General features: G+C 42.8%; 16 protein-coding genes and 1 tRNA gene. 6 read left to right on the top strand and 11 right to left on the bottom strand.

The features are described 5' to 3' along the window. Positions 1-73: 73 nt before the first annotated feature. The 11 genes from rpoC to deoC all read right to left on the bottom strand — a co-directional run bounded on the left by rpoC (position 74) and on the right by deoC (position 13,810). A complete protein-coding gene (gene rpoC / locus PNIG_RS01190; protein WP_089367605.1) occupies positions 74-4,246 on the bottom strand; it encodes a DNA-directed RNA polymerase subunit beta' in 4,173 nt (1,390 codons plus the stop codon). 104 nt (positions 4,247-4,350) lie between these two features. Continuing rightward, the gene (rpoB, locus tag PNIG_RS01185) at positions 4,351-8,376 is read right to left on the bottom strand and encodes a DNA-directed RNA polymerase subunit beta (protein WP_086995185.1); all 4,026 of its coding nucleotides are present in this window, start codon (positions 8,374-8,376) and stop codon (positions 4,351-4,353) included. Positions 8,377-8,646: 270 nt separating this feature from the next. Beyond that, the gene (gene rplL / locus PNIG_RS01180; protein WP_011326939.1) at positions 8,647-9,009 is read right to left on the bottom strand and encodes a 50S ribosomal protein L7/L12; all 363 of its coding nucleotides are present in this window, start codon (positions 9,007-9,009) and stop codon (positions 8,647-8,649) included. 74 nt (positions 9,010-9,083) lie between these two features. Then, positions 9,084-9,578 (bottom strand): 50S ribosomal protein L10, encoded by a 495-nt coding sequence (rplJ, locus tag PNIG_RS01175; protein ID WP_011326938.1) that lies wholly within the window; start codon positions 9,576-9,578, stop codon positions 9,084-9,086. Positions 9,579-9,900: 322 nt separating this feature from the next. After that, positions 9,901-10,605 (bottom strand): 50S ribosomal protein L1, encoded by a 705-nt coding sequence (rplA, locus tag PNIG_RS01170; protein ID WP_011326937.1) that lies wholly within the window; start codon positions 10,603-10,605, stop codon positions 9,901-9,903. Between the two features lie 4 nt (positions 10,606-10,609). Beyond that, entirely contained in the window at positions 10,610-11,038 is a 429-nt protein-coding gene (gene rplK, locus PNIG_RS01165; protein ID WP_011326936.1) for a 50S ribosomal protein L11, read from the bottom strand. Between the two features lie 211 nt (positions 11,039-11,249). After that, the gene (nusG, locus tag PNIG_RS01160; RefSeq protein WP_011326935.1) at positions 11,250-11,807 is read right to left on the bottom strand and encodes a transcription termination/antitermination protein NusG; all 558 of its coding nucleotides are present in this window, start codon (positions 11,805-11,807) and stop codon (positions 11,250-11,252) included. A 4-nt stretch (positions 11,808-11,811) separates the two neighbouring features. Then, positions 11,812-12,189 carry a preprotein translocase subunit SecE gene (secE, locus tag PNIG_RS01155; protein WP_011326934.1) on the bottom strand — a complete coding sequence of 126 codons (378 nt, stop codon included), beginning with the start codon at positions 12,187-12,189 and terminating at the stop codon, positions 11,812-11,814. Positions 12,190-12,321: 132 nt separating this feature from the next. Then, a tRNA-Trp gene (locus PNIG_RS01150) sits at positions 12,322-12,398 on the bottom strand. Positions 12,399-12,573: 175 nt separating this feature from the next. Beyond that, entirely contained in the window at positions 12,574-13,074 is a 501-nt protein-coding gene (locus tag PNIG_RS01145) for a hypothetical protein (RefSeq protein WP_089367604.1), read from the bottom strand. Beyond that, on the bottom strand, positions 13,064-13,810 hold the full coding sequence (gene deoC / locus PNIG_RS01140; protein ID WP_011326932.1) for a deoxyribose-phosphate aldolase: 747 nt from the start codon (positions 13,808-13,810) through the stop codon (positions 13,064-13,066). The genes PNIG_RS01145 and deoC overlap by 11 nt, the downstream gene beginning before the upstream one ends. A gap of 267 nt (positions 13,811-14,077) precedes the next feature. Between deoC and cysG the strand changes: the two genes are divergently transcribed. From cysG to cysQ, 6 genes are read left to right on the top strand one after another with little or no spacing between them, the layout of a single operon-like run. After that, entirely contained in the window at positions 14,078-15,499 is a 1,422-nt protein-coding gene (gene cysG / locus PNIG_RS01135; protein ID WP_011326931.1) for a siroheme synthase CysG, read from the top strand. Positions 15,500-15,554: 55 nt separating this feature from the next. Continuing rightward, a complete protein-coding gene (cysD, locus tag PNIG_RS01130) occupies positions 15,555-16,454 on the top strand; it encodes a sulfate adenylyltransferase subunit CysD (protein WP_011326930.1) in 900 nt (299 codons plus the stop codon). Continuing rightward, positions 16,454-17,878 (top strand): sulfate adenylyltransferase subunit CysN, encoded by a 1,425-nt coding sequence (gene cysN / locus PNIG_RS01125; RefSeq protein WP_011326929.1) that lies wholly within the window; start codon positions 16,454-16,456, stop codon positions 17,876-17,878. The genes cysD and cysN overlap by 1 nt, the downstream gene beginning before the upstream one ends. A 31-nt stretch (positions 17,879-17,909) precedes the next feature. Next, positions 17,910-19,634, top strand: coding sequence for an SLC13 family permease (locus PNIG_RS01120; protein ID WP_011326928.1), 1,725 nt, complete (start codon positions 17,910-17,912; stop codon positions 19,632-19,634). A 34-nt stretch (positions 19,635-19,668) separates the two neighbouring features. Then, positions 19,669-20,262 carry an adenylyl-sulfate kinase gene (cysC, locus tag PNIG_RS01115; RefSeq protein ID WP_089367603.1) on the top strand — a complete coding sequence of 198 codons (594 nt, stop codon included), beginning with the start codon at positions 19,669-19,671 and terminating at the stop codon, positions 20,260-20,262. A gap of 10 nt (positions 20,263-20,272) precedes the next feature. Beyond that, a complete protein-coding gene (gene cysQ / locus PNIG_RS01110) occupies positions 20,273-21,043 on the top strand; it encodes a 3'(2'),5'-bisphosphate nucleotidase CysQ (protein WP_089367602.1) in 771 nt (256 codons plus the stop codon). The last annotated feature ends 168 nt before the right edge of the window (positions 21,044-21,211 follow it).

Below are 21,211 nucleotides of genomic sequence, written 5' to 3'. Positions count from 1 at the left end.
CTGTCAACCTAAACCGCTCGCAAGGTAGAAGATATCTACCTTGCGAAAACCTAATCTATTGATTTGGTTTAGTTTATTGATTTCCAGATAAATCCGCATTTAAAGCATCAGTTAGCGCTTGAGTTGCCTCTTCTGCACTTACAGTCTGCTCTTCTACTACTTTGCTTTGTTTACGGCGAGCCATACGTTCTTGATGATACGAAAAGCCGGTACCGGCTGGGATCAAACGACCCACTATTACGTTTTCTTTCAGACCGCGTAACTCATCGCTCTTACCATTCACTGCTGCGTCGGTTAAAACACGTGTTGTCTCTTGGAAAGAGGCTGCAGAGATGAAAGATTCTGTTGCTAGTGATGCTTTTGTGATACCCATTAACTGGATTTCAAACTTAGCTGGGATCTTACCTTGAGCTTCAAGGTCGCGGTTTGCGATATTAACGCGTGCCACTTCAATTTGCTCACCGGCTAAGAAGTCAGTATCACCACCGTGCATAATGGTACATTTACGTAACATTTGACGAATAATAGTTTCAATGTGCTTGTCATTGATCTTAACGCCTTGCAAACGGTAAACCTCTTGCACTTCGTTAACAATGTAGTTAGCAACATGAGTCACACCACGTAAGCGTAAGATGTCATGCGGTGATTCTGGACCATCGGCGATAACTTCACCTTTAGACACTCGTTCACCTTCAAACACGTTAAGTTGACGCCATTTAGGGATCATCTCTTCGTAATGATCACCTTCATCTGGAGTAATAACTAAACGCTTCTTACCTTTAGTCTCTTTACCAAAGCTAATTGTACCGGTAACTTCAGCTAAAATAGCTGGTTCTTTCGGTTTACGAGCTTCGAATAAATCGGCTACGCGTGGTAGACCACCCGTGATATCACGAGTTTTCGACCCTTCTTGCGGAATACGTGCTAATACGTCACCTGGGTTTACTGTCGTGCCGTCAATTACTTCAATCGTAGTGAATGAAGGAAGACGTGTTTCTTGTAAGCCGCGCTCTTCACTTTCAATGATAAGCTTAGGTTCTTTCGCATTCGCTTTAGAAAGATCTTTAACAACTATACGGGTTAAACCGGTTAGTTCATCTGTCTGTGTTTCAGTATTCGAGTCATCGATATCGCTGAACGATACTTTTGACTTATGCTCAAGTACGATTGGGTGACTATGCGGGTCCCAAGTAGCAACGATGTCGTTACCTTGAACTTCTGCATTGTCTTGTACTGTTAATACTGCACCGTAAGGTACTTTATAACGCTCTTTTTCACGGCCATAACTATCAATGATAGTAATTTCCGTAGAACGCGAAATAATAGCAATCTTACCGTCTGTATTTAATACGTACTTAGCGTTGTGAAGCTTTAATGTACCGTTAGTTTTAACTTGTACATTATTCTCAGCAGACGCTCTAGATGCCGCACCACCGATGTGGAATGTACGCATCGTTAACTGTGTACCTGGCTCACCAATTGATTGTGCCGCGATAACACCTACTGATTCACCTGCGTTGATGATATGGCCACGTGCTAGGTCACGACCGTAACAGTTAGCACAAACACCAAAGTCATTATCACACGTGATAACAGAACGTACGCGAACTTCATCTACTGAATGCTCTTCTAAAAGGTCACACAGTTTTTCGTCAAGCATAATGTTACGCTCAACTAGTACTGTATTAGTACCTGGAATAACAATATCTTCAGCAACAACACGACCTAGAACACGTTCTCGAAGCGCTTCTACAACATCACCACCTTCAATAAGCGGTTTCATTGTTAAGCCATCTTCTGTGCCACAGTCATCTTCATTGATTACCAAATCTTGTGCAACGTCTACTAGACGACGCGTTAGGTAACCAGAGTTAGCTGTTTTAAGTGCTGTATCGGCAAGACCTTTACGCGCACCATGCGTTGAGATGAAGTACTGAAGTACGTTTAGACCTTCACGGAAGTTAGCTGTGATTGGTGTCTCGATGATTGAACCATCTGGACGTGCCATTAGACCACGCATACCCGCCAACTGACGGATCTGAGCAGCACTACCACGAGCACCTGAGTCGGCCATCATAAACACTGAGTTAAATGACGCTTGCTCTACTTCTTCACCTTGTGCATTAATAACTGTGTCTTTCGACAAGTTAGACATCATCTCACGTGATAAGTTTTCATTTACACGTGACCAAATATCGATAACTTTATTGTACTTTTCACCAGCCGTTACAAGACCTGATTGGAATTGTTGGTTGATTTCAGTAACTTCAGCTTCAGCTGCTTCAATGATCTGCGCTTTAACCGGTGGGATAACTAAGTCATCAATACCGATTGAAACACCTGACTTCATTGCATAATGGAAACCGGTGTACATAATTTGGTCAGCAAACATAACTGTGTCTTTAAGACCAAGACGACGGTAACACTCATTAATTAAGCCAGAAATCTGCTTTTTACCTAGCGGCTGATTGATTGACTCATACGGCATGCCTTTTGGTAAAATTAGCGACAGAATTGCACGACCAACAGTTGTATCGATAACAGTGATAGTATCTTCTACTACGCCGTTTTCGTTTTTAACTGATTGACTAATACGTACTTTCACAATTGCGTGAAGGTCTGCATTGCCACTACGGTATGCTTTTTCTGCTTCTTTTGGATCTTTAAATATCGCGCCTTCGCCTTTAGCGTTAATACGGTCACGAGTCATGTAATAAAGACCCAATACAACATCCTGTGAAGGAACGATGATTGGCTCACCATTCGCAGGAGATAGAATGTTGTTTGTAGACATCATTAAGGCACGAGCTTCAAGCTGCGCTTCAATTGTTAGCGGTACGTGTACCGCCATTTGGTCACCATCGAAATCGGCGTTGTAGGCCGCACATACTAATGGATGCAAATGAATCGCTTTACCTTCGATAAGCACAGGTTCAAACGCTTGGATACCCAAACGGTGAAGTGTTGGTGCACGGTTAAGTAATACTGGATGTTCACGAATTACTTCGTCAAGCACATCCCATACTTCCGGCATTTCACGTTCAACCATCTTCTTCGCAGCTTTGATTGTCGTAGCCATGCCGCGACGCTCTAATTTGCCATAGATAAATGGTTTGAATAGCTCAAGTGCCATCTTCTTAGGAAGACCACATTGGTGAAGCTTAAGTGTAGGACCCACTGTAATTACAGAACGGCCTGAATAATCCACACGCTTACCAAGTAAGTTCTGACGGAAACGACCTTGCTTACCCTTGATCATATCGGCAAGAGATTTAAGAGGACGTTTGTTAGAACCTGTAATTGCACGACCACGACGACCGTTATCAAGTAGCGCATCTACCGCTTCTTGTAACATACGTTTTTCGTTGCGTACGATAATATCTGGTGCTGCTAAATCTAATAGACGCTTAAGACGGTTATTACGGTTAATAACACGACGGTAAAGGTCATTTAGATCAGACGTCGCAAAACGACCACCGTCTAGTGGTACTAATGGGCGTAGATCAGGTGGCAATACTGGAAGTACTGTCATGATCATCCACTCAGGGTTGTTACCTGATTGGTGGAACGATTCCATTAACTTAAGACGTTTGGTGATTTTTTTACGCTTAGTTTCAGAGTTAATTGTTGGTAACTCTTCACGCATTTCAGCAATTAATTGTGCAAGATCGAGTTCACGAAGCAAGTCTAAAACTGCTTCAGCACCCATCTTAGCTTCAAATTCATCACCATGCTCTTCAAGTGCATCTAAGTATTCTTCTTCACCTAATAGCTGACCACGCTCAAGCGTTGTCATACCAGGCTCAGTTACTACGAATGATTCGAAGTAAAGAACACGTTCAATATCACGAAGCGTCATATCTAGCATTAAGCCGATACGTGACGGTAATGATTTTAAAAACCAAATATGCGCAACTGGGCTCGCAAGGTCAATATGACCCATACGATCGCGTCGCACTTTAGTGAGTGTAACTTCAACGCCACACTTCTCACAGATCACACCGCGGTGTTTAAGACGCTTATATTTACCACATAAGCATTCATAATCTTTCACTGGGCCGAAAATACGGGCACAGAATAAGCCATCGCGCTCAGGCTTGAAAGTACGGTAGTTAATAGTCTCAGGTTTCTTTACTTCACCGTATGACCACGAACGAACCATGTCTGGTGAAGCAAGACCAATGCGAATTGCATCGAATTCTTCGGTCTTATTTTGTTGCTTCAGAAACTTAAGTAAGTCTTTCACCTTAGCTCTCCTGTCGGAGTTAATCTTGAGGACGGGTAGTCTCGTCCCTACATTCTATTCGGCCGTAACAGATGCTGCAGCGTTAACTGCAGCATCTAATTGGCTTAATTTTCTTCCAACTCGATGTTGATACCCAGTGAGCGGATTTCTTTTAACAATACGTTAAACGATTCTGGCATACCTGGTTCCATTTTATGGTTACCATCAACGATGTTTTTATACATCTTAGTACGACCGTTCACGTCATCCGATTTCACTGTTAGCATTTCTTGTAGAGTGTAAGCAGCACCGTAAGCTTCAAGTGCCCATACTTCCATCTCACCAAAACGCTGGCCACCGAACTGTGCTTTACCACCCAGCGGCTGCTGAGTAACAAGGCTATAAGAACCAGTAGAACGCGCATGCATTTTGTCATCAACTAAGTGATTCAGTTTCAGCATGTACATGTAACCTACGGTTACTTGACGTTCGAACTGATCGCCAGTACGGCCATCATAAAGTGTAACCTGACCACTTCTTGGGTAGCCCGCAAGCTCTAGCATGTCTTTGATTTCGTTTTCTTTCGCGCCATCAAATGCTGGAGTAGCTATTGGTAAACCACCTTTTAAGTTTTCAGCCAAACGACGAATTTCGTCATCTGTAAAGCTATCAATGTCTACTACTTGACGAGATTCGCCAATTTCGTAGGCTTGCTTGATGAAGGCGCGTAACTCATGCAGCTCACGTTGCTCTTTCATCATTTCTTCAATGCGTTCACCAATACCACGTGCAGCTAGACCCATATGTGTTTCAAGGATCTGACCGATGTTCATACGTGATGGTACACCCAGTGGGTTAAGTACGATATCTACCGTACGACCTTTATCATCGTATGGCATATCTTCTACTGGTACGATAGTCGAGATAACACCTTTGTTACCATGACGACCCGCCATTTTATCACCCGGTTGGATACAACGTTTAACAGCTAGGTATACTTTAACAATCTTAAGTACGCCAGGTGCTAGGTCATCGCCTTGAGTGATTTTACGACGTTTGTTTTCAAACTTCTTATCGTATTCAGCTTTAAGCTCGTCATACTGGGCTGCTAATTGCTCAAGCTCAGCTTGCTTGTCTTCTTCAGCAAGGCTTTGCGTAAGTAGCTTCTCAGCATTTAATAACGCTAATTTGTCTTCATCAAAGCCAGCTGCGATAAGTAACTTACGCGCACGGTCTAATACACCAGCTTCTAGAATACGGAACTCTTCGTTGAAGTCTTTCTTCGCATCGCGAAGCTGCATTTCTTCAACTTCTAACGCACGCTTATCTTTTTCAACACCATCACGGGTGAAAACTTGCACATCAATTACAGTACCAGTTACAGAATTTGGTACACGTAAAGAGCTGTCTTTAACATCAGACGCTTTTTCGCCGAAGATAGCTCGTAGTAGCTTCTCTTCAGGAGTTAATTGCGTTTCGCCTTTCGGAGTCACTTTACCTACTAGAATATCGCCGCTTTTAACTTCAGCACCAATATAAACAACGCCTGATTCATCAAGCTTGCCTAGTGCAGATTCGCCCACATTCGGGATATCTGCAGTGATCTCTTCAGAACCTAATTTAGTATCACGGGCAATACACTGTAGTTCTTGAATGTGGATAGTCGTTAGACGATCTTCTTCAACTACGCGCTCTGATAGTAAGATTGAATCCTCGAAGTTATAACCATTCCATGGCATAAATGCCACGCGCAAGTTTTGACCAAGAGCTAAGTCGCCCAAGTCAGTCGAAGGACCATCTGCTAACACATCGCCACGAGTAACCGGTTCGCCAACCATACAAGTTGGTTTTTGGTTAATACATGTATTTTGGTTAGAACGTGTGTATTTGGTTAAGTTGTAAATGTCGATGCCCGCTTCGCCTGGAACGCGTTCTTCTTCATGTACATTAACAACGATGCGACTTGCGTCACAATACATTACTTCACCACCACGTTTTGCAACGATAGTAACACCAGAGTCTTTCGCTAGTGTTAACTCAATACCAGTACCTACTAACGGCTTATCCGCTTTCAATGTTGGTACTGCTTGACGTTGCATGTTTGAACCCATCAATGCACGGTTAGCATCATCGTGTTCTAGGAACGGGATAAGTGCTGCCGCTACAGAGATCACCTGTTGTGGTGATACATCCATATATTGCTGGTCCATACGTCCCATAAAGGTAGATTCACCTTTGTGACGACATGGAATAAGTTCATCTACAAACTCATTGGTTTCGGTTAAGTTTGAGTTCGCCTGTGCGATAACAAACTGACCTTCTTCAATGGCTGATAAGTAATCAACTTCATCAGTTACAACACCGTCTACCACTTTGCGGTAAGGTGTTTCTAAGAAACCATAATCATTAGTACGTGCGTACGTAGATAATGAGTTAATTAGACCGATGTTTGGACCCTCAGGAGTCTCGATTGGACATACGCGACCATAGTGAGTTACGTGAACGTCACGCACTTCAAAGCCTGCGCGCTCACGAGTTAGACCGCCCGGCCCTAATGCAGAAATACGACGCTTATGCGTTACTTCTGATAGCGGGTTATTTTGGTCCATAAACTGTGATAACTGAGACGAGCCGAAGAACTCTTTAACCGCTGCCGAAATAGGCTTAGCGTTAATAAGATCTTGTGGCATTATCGCATCTAGGTCACCTAAGCTTAAACGCTCACGTACAGCACGTTCTACACGTACTAAACCTACACGGAATTGGTTCTCAGCCATTTCGCCAACACTACGGATACGACGGTTGCCTAAGTGGTCAATATCATCTACATCGCCAACACCGTTACGAATAGCAATCAATACCTTCATAACCGACACGATGTCTTCTTTGCTTAATGTGCCTGGGCCTGTATCGGTATCGTAACCAACACGGCTATTGAACTTCATACGACCTACCGTTGATAAGTCATAGCGCTCTTCTGAGAAGAACAAGTTCTGGAATAAGGCTTCAGCCGCGTCTTTCGTCGGTGGCTCGCCTGGGCGCATCATGCGATAAATTTCTACTAATGCTTCTAAACGGCTGCTTGAAGAGTCAATGTTCAAGGTATTTGACATGTAAGCACCGCTGTCCACTTCATTGATATATAACGTATCAATTTTAGTGTGACCGGCTTTAACCAATTCAGCCATTAATTCAAGCGTTAGCTCGTCATTTGCATTAGCTACAACTTCACCTGTTGACTCATCAACATAGTTTTTCGCTAATACACGACCAATGATGTACTCATGTGGTACTTCTAATTGCTTAATGCCTTTTTTCTCGATGTTCTTGATATGGCGAGCCGTAACACGACGACCACTTTCAACAAACACTTCACCGTCTTCGCTCTTAATATCAAAAGCGGCGGTTTCACCACGTAAACGTGAAGGTACCAGTTCCATAAGAACTTTACCGTCAGTTACTTCAAACGTAGTGTTGTCGAAGAAAATACCAAGAATGTCTTCACTCGAGTACTCAAGTGCACGTAAGATAATAGACGCCGGTAATTTACGACGACGGTCAATACGTACATATAAGTTATCTTTTGCATCAAATTCAAAGTCTAACCATGAACCACGATATGGGATAACACGTGCGTTATATAACACTTTACCCGATGAGTGAGTTTTACCGCGGTCGTTATCAAAGAATACACCAGGGCTACGGTGTAGCTGAGAAACGATAACACGCTCTGTACCATTGATTACAAAGGTACCGGTATCGGTCATGAGCGGAATTTCGCCCATGTAAACTTCTTGCTCTTTAATGTCTTTAACTGTGCCTGGAGCTTCTTTGTCCATAACTACAAGACGCAATTTCACGCGAAGTGGAGCAGAATAAGTCACACCGCGAATTTGACATTCTTTTACATCGAAAACTGGCTCGCCAATACGATAACTTACGTATTGCAGCTCAGAATTTCCTGAGTAGCTTTTAATTGGGAACACAGAACGGAAGGCTGCTTCCAAACCATGATCGCCATCAGCGTCAGGCACTAAGAATTTTTTAAACGATTCTAACTGTGTAGATAGTAAGAAAGGTATATCCAAAACTTGTGGACGTTTACCAAAATCCTTACGGATACGTTTCTTTTCAGAATAAGAGTAAGCCATGGGGTTCCTCAGCTTGCTGATCTTTGACCCGACCTGTTCTTGTAAGAACAGACTTAACTGGCATCTATGCCAAGATTTACAACATTTGATTGTTGTTCTAATTTAGTCCCACTTTAACACTAGCAAACTATAAAGCGTTGAAAGTAAAGAAAAAACCAGATTTTATTTGAACTAAAAGAGTGCATCACTCTATAGCGCAAAAAGGCCGGTGATTAAATAATCACCAGCCCTTGCCTGATTTCTCAGGCAGCGAACTTAGCAAAAGCTAAATTACTTAACCTCAACTTCAGCACCAGCTTCAGTAAGGTCTTTAGCAAGAGCTTCAGCTTCTTCCTTAGAGATACCTTCTTTAACAGGTGTTGGTGCAGCTTCAACAAGAGCTTTCGCTTCTTTAAGGCCTAGGCCAGTTGCGCTACGAACTGCTTTGATTGCAGAAACCTTGTTAGCGCCAGCGCCAGTAAGGATTACATCAAATTCAGTCTTTTCTTCAACTGCTTCAGCAGCTGGACCAGCTACCATACCAGCAGCAGCAGTTACGCCGAATTTTTCTTCCATTGCTTCGATAAGAGCAACAACGTCCATTACTGACATTTCAGCAATTGCGTCAAGGATTTGGTCTTTAGATACAGACATTTCAAATTTCCTAATAATTAACGGACTTTAAGTCCAAATAAATTTTACACCGAAAGGGATTAAACAGCTTAAAATTAAGCAGCTTGCTCTTCTTTCTGTACACGTACTGCTTCAATTGTTTTACACAATTTACCAGCAGACGCTTCTTTCATAGCGCTCATTAAGCGTGCAACAGCTTCGTCGTATGTAGGTAATGTAGCAAGCATTGCTGCATCAACAACATTTCCTTCAAAAGCGGCCGTTTTAAGCTCAAATTTCTCGTTCTTTTTTGCAAAAGCAGAAAAGATACGCGCAGCAGCACCTGGGTGCTCTGATGAGAAAGCGATTAAGCTTGGACCAACAAATGAATCAGAAAGGCACTCAAACTGTGTTCCTTCAAGAGCACGTTTTGCTAAAGTGTTACGGACAACTTTCATCCAAACACCATTTGCACGAGCTTCTTTACGAAGGGCAGTGATTGCGCCAACTGTTACACCACGAGAATCTGCAACAACTGCAGATAGAGCACCATTGGCTGCTTCGTTGACTTCAGCAACTATTGCTTGTTTGCCTTGAAGATTTAAAGCCATGGGTGTTACTCCTGGTTTAATGGGGTTACCGACACTCGGTGTCCCCTGTTCTACTCTTCCCTATCAAACAAGATAGAGATGCTTTTTACGGCGAGAGCCAGAAGGATTAGGAAAAATCTATCTGGGGTCTACACCGTCTACGTAGGTGAGTATTAAGGCCGAAGCCACCTACGGTCTTGGACGGAAGTCCAATTTATCGCTTTACCCTAAGGTGCAACGAAATTATGGACTTCAACCCGAATTCTTTACTTTGCTGAAAAACGAATTAATCAACAAAATGGCGCGAAATTATAGTACAAATTTCACGCCATGTAAACACCGATTAAGCTACAGTTGTGCTTAACGTGTTTTGGTCAACAGCAACGCCTGCGCCCATTGTTGTAGAGATGCTTACTTTCTTCACGTAAACACCTTTAGCTTGAGAAGGTTTAGCCTTCTTAAGCGCAACAATTAGTGACTCAAGGTTTTGTTGTAATTGCTCAGCAGTGAAATCAACCTTACCAATAGTAGTATGGATGATGCCATTTTTGTCATTACGGTAACGTACTTGACCCGCTTTTGCATTTTTAACTGCTTCAGCAACGTTAGGTGTTACTGTACCAGTCTTAGGGTTTGGCATTAGACCACGTGGGCCTAAGATTTGACCTAGTTGACCAACAACACGCATAGCGTCTGGTGATGCAACAACAACGTCAAAGTTCATCTCGCCTTTTTTAACTAGCTCAGCAAGATCTTCCATACCTACTAATTCAGCACCGGCTTCTTTCGCAGCTTCTGCGTTAGCGCCTTGTGTGAATACTGCAACGCGAACGTCACGACCAGTACCGTTAGGTAGTACAGTTGCACCACGAACGTTTTGATCAGATTTACGAGCATCGATACCAAGGTTAACAGCAACGTCAACACTTTCTACAAACTTAGCTGTCGCTAACTCTTTTAAAAGCGCGATCGCTTCGTTGATTTCGTAATCTTTAGTTACTTCCACTTTTTCGCGGATAGTACGCATACGTTTAGTTAATTTAGCCATATTCTTAGTCCTCTACGCTCAAGCCCATCGCACGAGCAGATCCTGCGATAGTGCGAACCGCAGCTTCTAAATCAGAAGCTGTAAGGTCAGCTCGTTTAGTCTCAACAATCTCTTCAAGTTGAGCACGAGTTACTGTGCCTACTTTTTCAGTGTTAGGACGGCCTGAGCCTGATTTAACGCCAGCTGCTTTAAGTAGCAAGTATGCTGCAGGTGGAGTTTTCATGTCGAACGTAAAAGAACGGTCACCGTAAACAGAGATCACTACAGGAACTGGAGCGCCTTTTTCGATAGACTCTGTACGTGCGTTAAACGCTTTACAGAATTCCATGATGTTTACACCGTGTTGACCTAGTGCAGGACCTACTGGTGGACTAGGATTAGCCATACCAGCATTAACTTGTAGCTTGATTAGAGCTTCAACTTTTTTAGCCATTATAAATACCTCATTAAGTGGGTCTCAGCCTTGTGCGCGCGAGGACGCGTACTCTAACGGCTCCCCAATATAAAAAATTGTTTCGTACTTTTTGTAGCGTAAAATTAATTTACCCAAATACAAAAAGGCCGCTGATTATAAGTTAATCAGCGGCCTTTTTCAAGCTTCGTGCCAAATTTTATAAAAAATTTAGCATCACTTTTTTAATCAATTACTTATCTTGTTCAACTTGACCAAATTCAAGTTCAACCGGTGTAGAACGACCAAAAATAAGTACCGACACTTTAACGCGGCTCTTTTCGTAGTCAACTTCTTCAACAACACCGCTAAAGTCAGCAAATGGACCGTCAGTAACACGAACAACTTCACCTGGTTCAAATAAGGTAGCAGGTTTAGGTGCTTCAGCATTTTCTTGTAAACGATTAAGAATACGCTCAGCTTCTTTGGCACTAATTGGTGCAGGACGATCAGACGTACCACCAATAAAGCCCATAACACGTTCTGTGCTATTAACTAAATGCCAGCTTTTATCGTTCATATCCATTTGAATTAGTACGTAACCTGGGAAGAACTTACGCTCAGATTTACGCTTTTGACCAGCGCGCATCTCAATCACTTCTTCTGTTGGTACTAATACCTCACCAAAGCTCTCTTCAAGGCCTTTGATTTTAATGTGTTCTAAAATAGTTTGTGCAACACGCTTCTCATAACCTGAGAAAGCCTGTACTACGTACCAACGTAGCTTTATTTCGTTGTTCTCATCCGACATGGGATCAGATCTCCAATCCAGTTAAAAAGCCTACAGCGCGGAATAAAATACCATCTAATCCCCAAAGGATAAGTGCCATTATCGCTGTTGCAACCATTACAATTAATGTCGTGTGGATAGTTTCTTGACGCGTTGGCCAAATTACTTTGCGCACTTCAATTCTTGCTTCTTTAGCAAAAGTAAGGAAAGTACGTCCTTTAGCTGTTTGCGAGGCAATTGCTAAACCAGCTGCTATTGCAACTACAACGCCAATCGCACGTAGTAATACAGACTGATCTGCAAACATGTGATTACCAACAACTGCGCCTGCAAGTAGCACTATTGCTACTAACCACTTTACTGACTCCATCGCACTTGATGGCGTTTCTACATTCGTGCTCATAATATTATTACCTTAACTACAGACACAACAACCCTACGCTATGGTAGGGTTAATCCATTAAAATCTAAACTTAAAAACAGACTTATTTAAACCGATTTTTAACCCCAGACTTACCCGCATCGCGAGTAATATTGGCAGGGGCGGAGAGATTCGAACTCCCAACCGTCGGTTTTGGAGACCGCTGTTCTACCAATTGGAACTACGCCCCTGCAAAGTGGATGCCTATTATACTTACGCAGTTCATTAACACAAGAGTAAAGATTGTCATCTGATAAAATCTTCACCGTTAATTTACACACCGCATTATTTAACCACTTAACCCGCTAAATTAATATTTATTTATGCAATAAAAAGTCATTCCTGCAATGAGTTACCGTAAAAAAATCAAAATAAACGTACCAACTCGCCACGATAGAAATCGCATAGCAACCAAATTTGCTCAAATGCATGCGTTTGCGGCACACTAATCATTTTAAGCTGAGCATCAAAGTCGGCTTTATGCCAAATAGTGCTGGCATTGCGAATTAATAACCAAGTTCGCGCTGAATGATAAGATTTAGTGGCTTTTTGCTCCAGTAATCTCTCTAACGCTAGGCGTAACCTTTGCTCACTTGGGGCTTGCGCCATATCGGCCAATGCCCGTTGCATTGGAATTGACAGTGGCCGGCCAAGTACTGCCATTGCTTCGGTTTCACTGGCATATAAATGCGCAACTTCAATATCAAGTTGCTGATCGCCTTTGTAGCAGCTAACGTCGGGCTTATTGGGCTCATTATGCCAAATATGGCGCATATGAATGCCATATTGCTGCTCATAACAACGTAAAAACAACCTCGCTGCCTCGTGCTCTAACTGTTGTTTTTCTTGTTCGCTATCACGCTTCATTTAATACCGCGTACACATTAGTTAATAAACTTGATGCGCCAAATCTAAAGGTATTTGCTTGTAAGTAGTCATTACCCATAATAGTGCTTGCAAGGGTTAAGTAATCGCTCGCATCTGCAACTGTTTTAACTCCTCCCGCCGCTTTAAAGCCAACTAGCTTGCCCGATTCTTTAATGGTATTGAGTATAGTTTTTGTCGCATCAAGCGTGGCATTAACGGCGACCTTACCGGTACTGGTTTTTACAAAGTCGGCACCGCCTTTAATAGCTAATAATGTGGCTGATGCGATTAAATCAGGTGTTTGTAACTCGCCGCTTTCTATAATCACTTTAAGTAGAGCGCGCGACCCACAGACTTTTTTGCTCTCGGTAACATACTCAAGCACACGGCTTTTATCACCCGCTATTAGCGCTTTATATGGAATAACTAAATCAATTTCATCTGCACCGCGCTCTATGGCAATTAGTGTTTCGTTTATTACGGTATTTAAAGGTGCGTCACCCGTTGGAAAGTTAGTTACTGTGGCTACTTTTATATGGCTTAGCTCTCTGGTAGCTAAGGCTATTTTTGCTTCTGCTACAAAATCACTGTAAACACATACTGCAGCGGGCGTGCCTAATTTAGGGTTAATGCTGTTCACTAACGTATTAATAGCGGCACTATCATCGTTGCTATTTAAGCTGGTTAAATCCATTAAGGCGACAGCCAAAGCAGCCTCTTTTTGTTGTTTAATCATAGTAACCTCATCATATTTATACCGTGATTTAATACCTGTAATTATAGTAACCTAAACTTGCTATAGCTCATAACCAAACACTCTAAGCCCTTAGTTTTACATGCAACCGACCGCAAAGCCTTACTAATTAAGATTTCGGCCTTAAAAACCCACTCGTTATAACTTTTAGTTATAACGAGTGGGTTTTAATTATTTTTTACTTAGTATGTGGCGCTATATTGTGGCTATCAGGCTAAACGAGCCATTTATTTTAGGGGTGTGATTAACGTGCAGTATTTACCTATCTTTACCAAACTCGACAACAAACCTGTATTGGTTGTTGGCGGTGGAGATGTTGCCTTGCGCAAATGCAGCGCGCTTTTAAAAGCGCGTGCCAGTATTACTTTAGTCGCTCCCAAATTTTGCCAACAGCTCATTGAACTTGCTAGCGAAAATAAAGTAACGCTTATACATGAGTACTTTAGCGAGCAACATTTAAAAAATATGATGCTGGTAATTGCTGCTACTGATTTAGAGCATGTAAATAGCCAAGTGTTTGAACTGGCTAATGCTCATAACATTTTTGTTAATGTAGTTGACGATCAGCCTAAGTGCACCTTTATATTTCCATCGATTGTCGATCGCAACCCAATCACAATTGCTATATCAAGCGCAGGCACTGCCCCGGTATTAGCACGTCGCCTACGCGAAAAATTAGAAACCCTAATACCGCAACATATTGGCCCGCTGGCAACGCTTGTGGGTGGCTTTAGAAGCAAAGTAAAACAACGCTTTAAGCACTTTGCCGATCGTCGCCAGTTTTGGGAAGGCGTATTCGACTCATCTGTTGTTAGTAAAGTACAAACCGGCGACACCCAAGCCGCAGAGCAACAGTTAGAACACATGCTAAATGCTAAAGCCGAGCCCGAAGGCGAGGTTTATGTAGTAGGTGCAGGCCCTGGCGATCCTGAATTGCTGACACTTAAGGCACTGCAACTTATGCAACAAGCCGATGTAGTGGTTTATGACTATTTAGTGTCTGACGAGATCATGGAGTTAGTGCGCCGCGATGCCGACCTTATTTGTGTAGGCAAGCGTTTAGGCGATCACAGCGTAGCGCAGCAGGACACTAACCAAATGCTGGTCGATTTAGCCAAGCAAGGTAAAAAAGTATGCCGTATTAAAGGTGGCGATCCGTTTATTTATGGTCGTGGTGGCGAAGAAGTACAAGTACTTGCGGCTAACAAGGTAAATTATCAAATTGTACCTGGTATAACTGCCGCTGCAGGATGCAGTGCCTATGCGGGTATTCCGCTTACCCATCGTGACCACGCACAAGCGATTCAGTTTGTAACCGGGCATTGTAAAAAAGACGGCCAAGAACTCGATTGGCAATCGCTGGCTAAACCAAATCAAACCTTAGCTATTTATATGGGCGTGATAAAGTCGCCACATATACAAGCTGAGCTTTTAAAGCATGGCCGCAACGCCAATACACCCGTTGCCATTATTGAAAACGGCACCCGTAAAAATCAACGCGTAATTACTGGAAAGCTGGGCGAGCTTGCCGATTTAATTACGCGTAACAGTGTGGTTTCTCCTGCGCTGCTTATTATTGGCGAAGTAGCATCCTTGCACCAAGAGTTACATTGGTTTGGTGCCAAAGCGCAAACTAGCAGTTTTGCGCAACCCCTTACCGATGTGGCATAAGCTTTATACATTTATTAGATTTTAACTTTTAATTATTTTAGTAGGACGACTAACAATGGCTTTAACTCACCTTCAGCAGCTTGAAGCTGAAAGTATCAAAATCATGCGCGAAGTCGCCGCTGAGTTTGAGAACCCAGTAATGCTTTACTCAATTGGTAAAGATTCGTCGGTACTTTTGCACTTAGCGCGTAAAGCATTTTACCCTGCAAAAATTCCGTTTCCGTTATTACACGTAGACACTAATTGGAAGTTTAGCGAAATGATTGAATTTCGTGACCGTATTGCCAAAGAATACGGCTTTGAGCTACTAGTGCATAAAAACCCAGAAGGCATGGAAATTGGTATAAGCCCATTCGAGCATGGCTCTGGTAAACATACCGATATAATGAAAACTCAAGGTTTAAAGCAAGCACTCGACAAATATGGCTTTGATGCCGCCTTTGGTGGCGCACGCCGCGACGAAGAAAAGTCACGCGCTAAAGAACGTGTTTATTCATTTCGCGATAAGCACCACCGCTGGGATCCTAAAAACCAACGCCCAGAGCTTTGGAATACGTACAACAGCCAAGTAAATCCAGGTGAAAGTATTCGTGTATTCCCACTGTCTAACTGGACCGAGTTGGATATTTGGCAATATATTTATCAAGAAAACATCGACATGGTGCCTTTGTATCTAGCCAAAGAGCGCCCTGTGGTTGATCGCGACGGCACCTTAATTATGGTTGACGATGAGCGTATGCCACTTTTGGAGGGTGAAGTGCCAATGATGAAGTCGGTACGTTTTCGTACTTTAGGCTGCTATCCACTTACCGGTGCAGTGGAATCAACGGCCAGCTCATTAACCGAAATTATTGAAGAAATGCTGCTATCTACGTCATCTGAACGTGAAGGTCGGGTTATTGACCATGACTCGGCAGGCTCAATGGAAAAGAAAAAACGTGAAGGGTATTTCTAATGGCTAATCAAAATAACGACACATTTAACGAAGTAAAAGCAATCGGTATAGACGCTTACCTAGCACGTCAGCAAGACAAAAGCTTATTACGCATGCTTACCTGTGGCAGCGTAGATGACGGTAAATCAACACTCATTGGCCGCCTACTGCACGACAGCCACCAAATTTATGAAGATCAGTTAGCAGCGCTACATAAAGATAACGAAAAAGTAGGTAACGCAGGTGATGACCTTGATTTAGCATTACTTGTTGATGGCCTACAAGCTGAGCGTGAGCAAGGTATTACCATTGACGTAGCGTACCGTTACTTCTCGACCGCTAAGCGCAAGTTTATTATTGCCGATACCCCAGGGCACGAGCAGTATACGCGCAACATGGTAACGGGTGCATCAACCAGCGATGTGGCCATTATTTTGGTGGATGCACGTTACGGCGTGCAAGTACAAACTAAACGTCACAGCTTTATTTGTGACTCGCTTGGTATTAAGCAATTTGTTGTGGCTATTAATAAAATGGATATCGTTGATTTTGACGAAACTGTTTATGAAAAAATTAAAGCTGATTACTTAAAATTTGCCGAGCAACTTAATGTAAGTAACATTAAATTTGTACCTATGTCGGCGCTTAAAGGCGATAACGTAGTTACTCGTTCTGTACATACGCCTTACTACACCGATAAACCATTGCTAGAGTTATTAGAGGACTCGCCAGCAGCGCAAATCGACACTGACTTTGAAGCACGTTTACCGGTGCAATATGTGGCGCGCCCTAACTTAAACTTTCGTGGTTTTCAGGGCACGCTAGCCTCAGGCAAGTTACAAGTGGGCGATGCAATAAAAGTACTACCATCGGGCAAAACTTCTAGCATTAAAGAAATTGTTACCTTTGATGGCAACCTAGACAGTGCACAAGCTGGCCAAGCAATTACCGTTACGCTAAATAGCGAAATTGATATTAGCCGAGGCGATGTCATTGTACCAGCAAGCTCTACGGCAATAGTTACCAACCAGCTACAAGCTAAATTAGTATGGATGCACGAAACGCCGCTGCAACTAGGTAAAAGCTATAACTTTAAACTTGGTAGCAAAAACACCTCTGCTCAAGTTACTAAGATTGATCACACTATCGATGTAAATACCTTAGAGCATGGTAGCAGCGACACTCTACAGTTAAACGAAATCGCTATTGTAACGCTAGAACTTAGCGAAACTATTTTGGCTGATGAGTATCACAGTAATCACGAAACCGGCTCGTTTATACTTATCGATCGCTTATCTAACTTAACTATTGCAGCCGGTATGATAGAGCAAGTACTGCAAAGCCAAGCGCAGCAAAGTAACTTTAGTGCTTTTGAAGTTGAGTTTAACACTTTAGTACGCAAGCACTTTCCGCATTGGCAAGCGCTTGATATATCAAAGTTATAATACTTTTTTAGCCTGTTATAGGATATAAAGCATGGTAGATCAGCTCATTTTAACAGGCATTATGCTTACTTTAGTCGGGTGCCTTTTTGGCACTCGGCTTAATCCTGCATGGCTATTTGTGGGAGCCATTGGCAGCAGCTACTTAGCAGGGCTAATAGATTTAGAAAGCATGTTAGTTAATTATACTAACCCGTCGCTAATTACTTTGGTGTTATTAATATTAGTGTCAATTGCGATTGAAAAAACCACCCTTATTCAAAAATTAGCGCAATCACTATCGAGCGGTAGTTTAGTTAAATCAGTGACTAAATTGGGGCTTTCGACCGCGTTTTTATCGTCGTTTACCAATAACACTGCCGTGGTTGCCTCCTTAATTACCGCGATAAAAGACAACCCCAACCACTCGCCATCAAAGTTATTATTACCGCTATCGTACACCGCTATTTTAGGCGGCACTATTACCCTTATTGGCACATCTACCAACTTAATCGTAAATGGTTTTGCCGTAGATGCGGGCATGGCGCCACTGGGCTTTTTTGACTTTACCTTAGTAGGTTTGGGCGCATTAAGCGTGGGCTTAATCACTATTTTAGTCATGTTAAAATACTTACCCGACAACGGTAAAAGCGACCAAGAAGTCGTGCCTTTTTATCTTGAAGGTAAAGTACAAGCCGGTTCAAAGTTAATTGGCCGCACCGTAGAAGAAAATGGCCTGCGTGAACTTAAAGACTTATTTTTAGGCGAAATAATTCGCGATAACCAACGTATTTGTGCGGTCACGCCACAGCAAATAATTAAACAAAACGACATATTACTTTTTGTGGGCGATATAAAATCAGTCCCCCTACTTACGCGTTTCGATGGTTTAAAAGTAGTGCACGACAATCATCAAAAAGACATAGAACACTTAGTAGAAGTTGTTGTAAGTCAGTCTTCAAAATTTATTGGTAAAACCGTAAAAGAAGCCCGCTTTAGAGAGCAGTTTCATGCGGCCGTTATTGCTATTCGCCGCGGCCACGATCGCCTGCAAGGTGGTTTAGGGCAAGTGCGTTTACAAGCAGGCGACTCACTAATACTCGCCCCGGGTAAAAACTTTTACAGCTTGCCTAATTTAAAGCGCGAATTTGTGTATATATCGGGGTTTGATTTACAAACTCACCTAGCGCCTAAACAGTCAAACATTGTGCTGCTAAGCTTTGCCGCTGTACTGGGCTTAAGTATTATTGGCTTAGTGCCGCTAGTTAAAGGCTTATTAGTATTACTGATTGGCTTTATGCTTTGCGGTACTATTAAGCTTAGCGAAGTAAAACGTCGCTTTCCTATTGAGTTACTCGCCGTAGTAGGCAGCGCCATAGGCTTAGCAAAACTAATGATAGGCACCGGACTTGCTGGGCAAATATCGGCGGCTATGTTTGTAGTACTTGGCGACTTTGGCCCATACAGCGCCTTTATCGCAATATTTTTAATGACAGTATTATTTACCGAGCTGATAACCAATAACGCCGCTGCAGCATTGTCGTTTCCGGTTGCCTATTCACTTGCCGTTGGCTTTAACGTAGACCCACTGCCATTTATTATGGCGGTTGCGTTTGGCGCATCAGCAAGTTTTATATCGCCGTTTGGTTATCAAACTAACCTTATGGTTTACAGCGCGGGTAACTATCGTTTAAAAGATTATGTAGTGATGGGCTTGCCCCTTTCTATTATTTATTCAATAACAGTATTAACCTTGATCCCGCTAGTATTTCCGTTTTAATACCGGCACGCACAGCATAAAGAGATAACTCACTATGGATGAAAATATTGTTTGGCATAACTACGCAACCACTAAAGCACAACGTAGTGAGCAAAAAAAGCATCAGAGCGCTATTATATGGTTTACCGGATTTTCGGGCTCAGGTAAAAGCACTGTAGCAAACGCGCTAGAAGCCGCACTTAATCAACAAGGTATTCATACTTACCTGCTCGATGGCGACAACGTACGCCACGGTTTATGTAAAGACCTAGGCTTTAGCGACGCAGACCGAGTTGAAAATATCCGCCGCGTTGGTGAAACCGCCAAACTAATAGTCGATGCTGGATTATTGGTACTCACCGCATTTATTTCCCCATTTCGCGCTGAACGCGATATGGTAAGAAACTTAGTCGATGACGGTGAATTTATCGAAGTGTTTTTAGACACACCACTGGACGTATGCGAAAGCCGCGATCCAAAAGGCTTATACAAAAAAGCCCGCGCAGGTGAAATAAAACACTTCACAGGTATTGATTCAGACTACCAAATACCAAATTCACCGGAAATAATTTTAGATACCAGCAAAAACACCCTAGACCAATCGGTTGTTCAGCTGATAACGTATCTAAAACAACAGCACATAATATAGGTTAACCCCAATGAACCAAACCGAACTGCTAGAAGAAACCCTGATCCTTGCCCGCCAAGCGGGTAGCGCCATAATGGGAATTTATCAAAAGGACTTTAACGTTGAATACAAAGCCGATGAAAGCCCTGTAACCGACGCCGACTTAGCAGCTCATAAAATTATTGTCGCAGGGCTACAGCAGCTCACTCCCGACATTCCTATATTAAGTGAAGAAAACGCCGATATCAGCTGGGATATCCGCCAAACGTGGACCCGCTATTGGTTGGTTGACCCAATCGACGGCACGAAAGAATTTATTAAAAAGAACGGTGAGTTTACCGTTAACATCGCCTTGATTGAAAACGGCAAACCTATCTTAGCGGTAGTAGATGCGCCTGCGCTAGGCGTGTCTTATCTCGCAGCTGAGGCCATCGGCGCATTTAAAGACCGTGGTGATGAACGCATTGAGCTTAAAGTAACGACTAAAGCAAATAAAGGCTTAATTCGCGTAGTCGGCAGCCGCTCGCATCCTTCTCCTGATTTAGCCGAGTTTGTAAAACGCTTTGATGAGGTTGAAATGGTCTCAAAAGGCAGCTCACTAAAACTGTGTTTAGTCGCCGAAGGCAGCGCCGATATTTACCCACGCCTAGGCCCAACCTGCGAATGGGACACCGGTGCCGGCCACGCCATTGCCGAAATCGCCGGCGCAAAAGTCACTAAACTCGACGGCAGCCCGCTGTTATACAACACCAAAGATGAATATTTGAATCCGTATTTTATTGTTTCGGCTTTAGAGGGGTAAGAGCAGTTTTGAGTGGTTAGCTATCAGTTGTCAGTAAGATAAGTGATAGCTTTTTCTCTTCATATTATTAAGAAACGACAGCTATACATTGAGAAACCATTGTCTTATAAGAATGCTTATTGTACGTCTTTAGTTTGCAGGCTTATTTCTGTATCTTCGTAACTTTCT

Source organism: Pseudoalteromonas nigrifaciens (genome assembly GCF_002221505.1).
Taxonomy (GTDB): Bacteria; Pseudomonadota; Gammaproteobacteria; order Enterobacterales; family Alteromonadaceae; genus Pseudoalteromonas; species Pseudoalteromonas nigrifaciens.
This window is presented reverse-complemented; position numbering and strand designations above follow the sequence as displayed.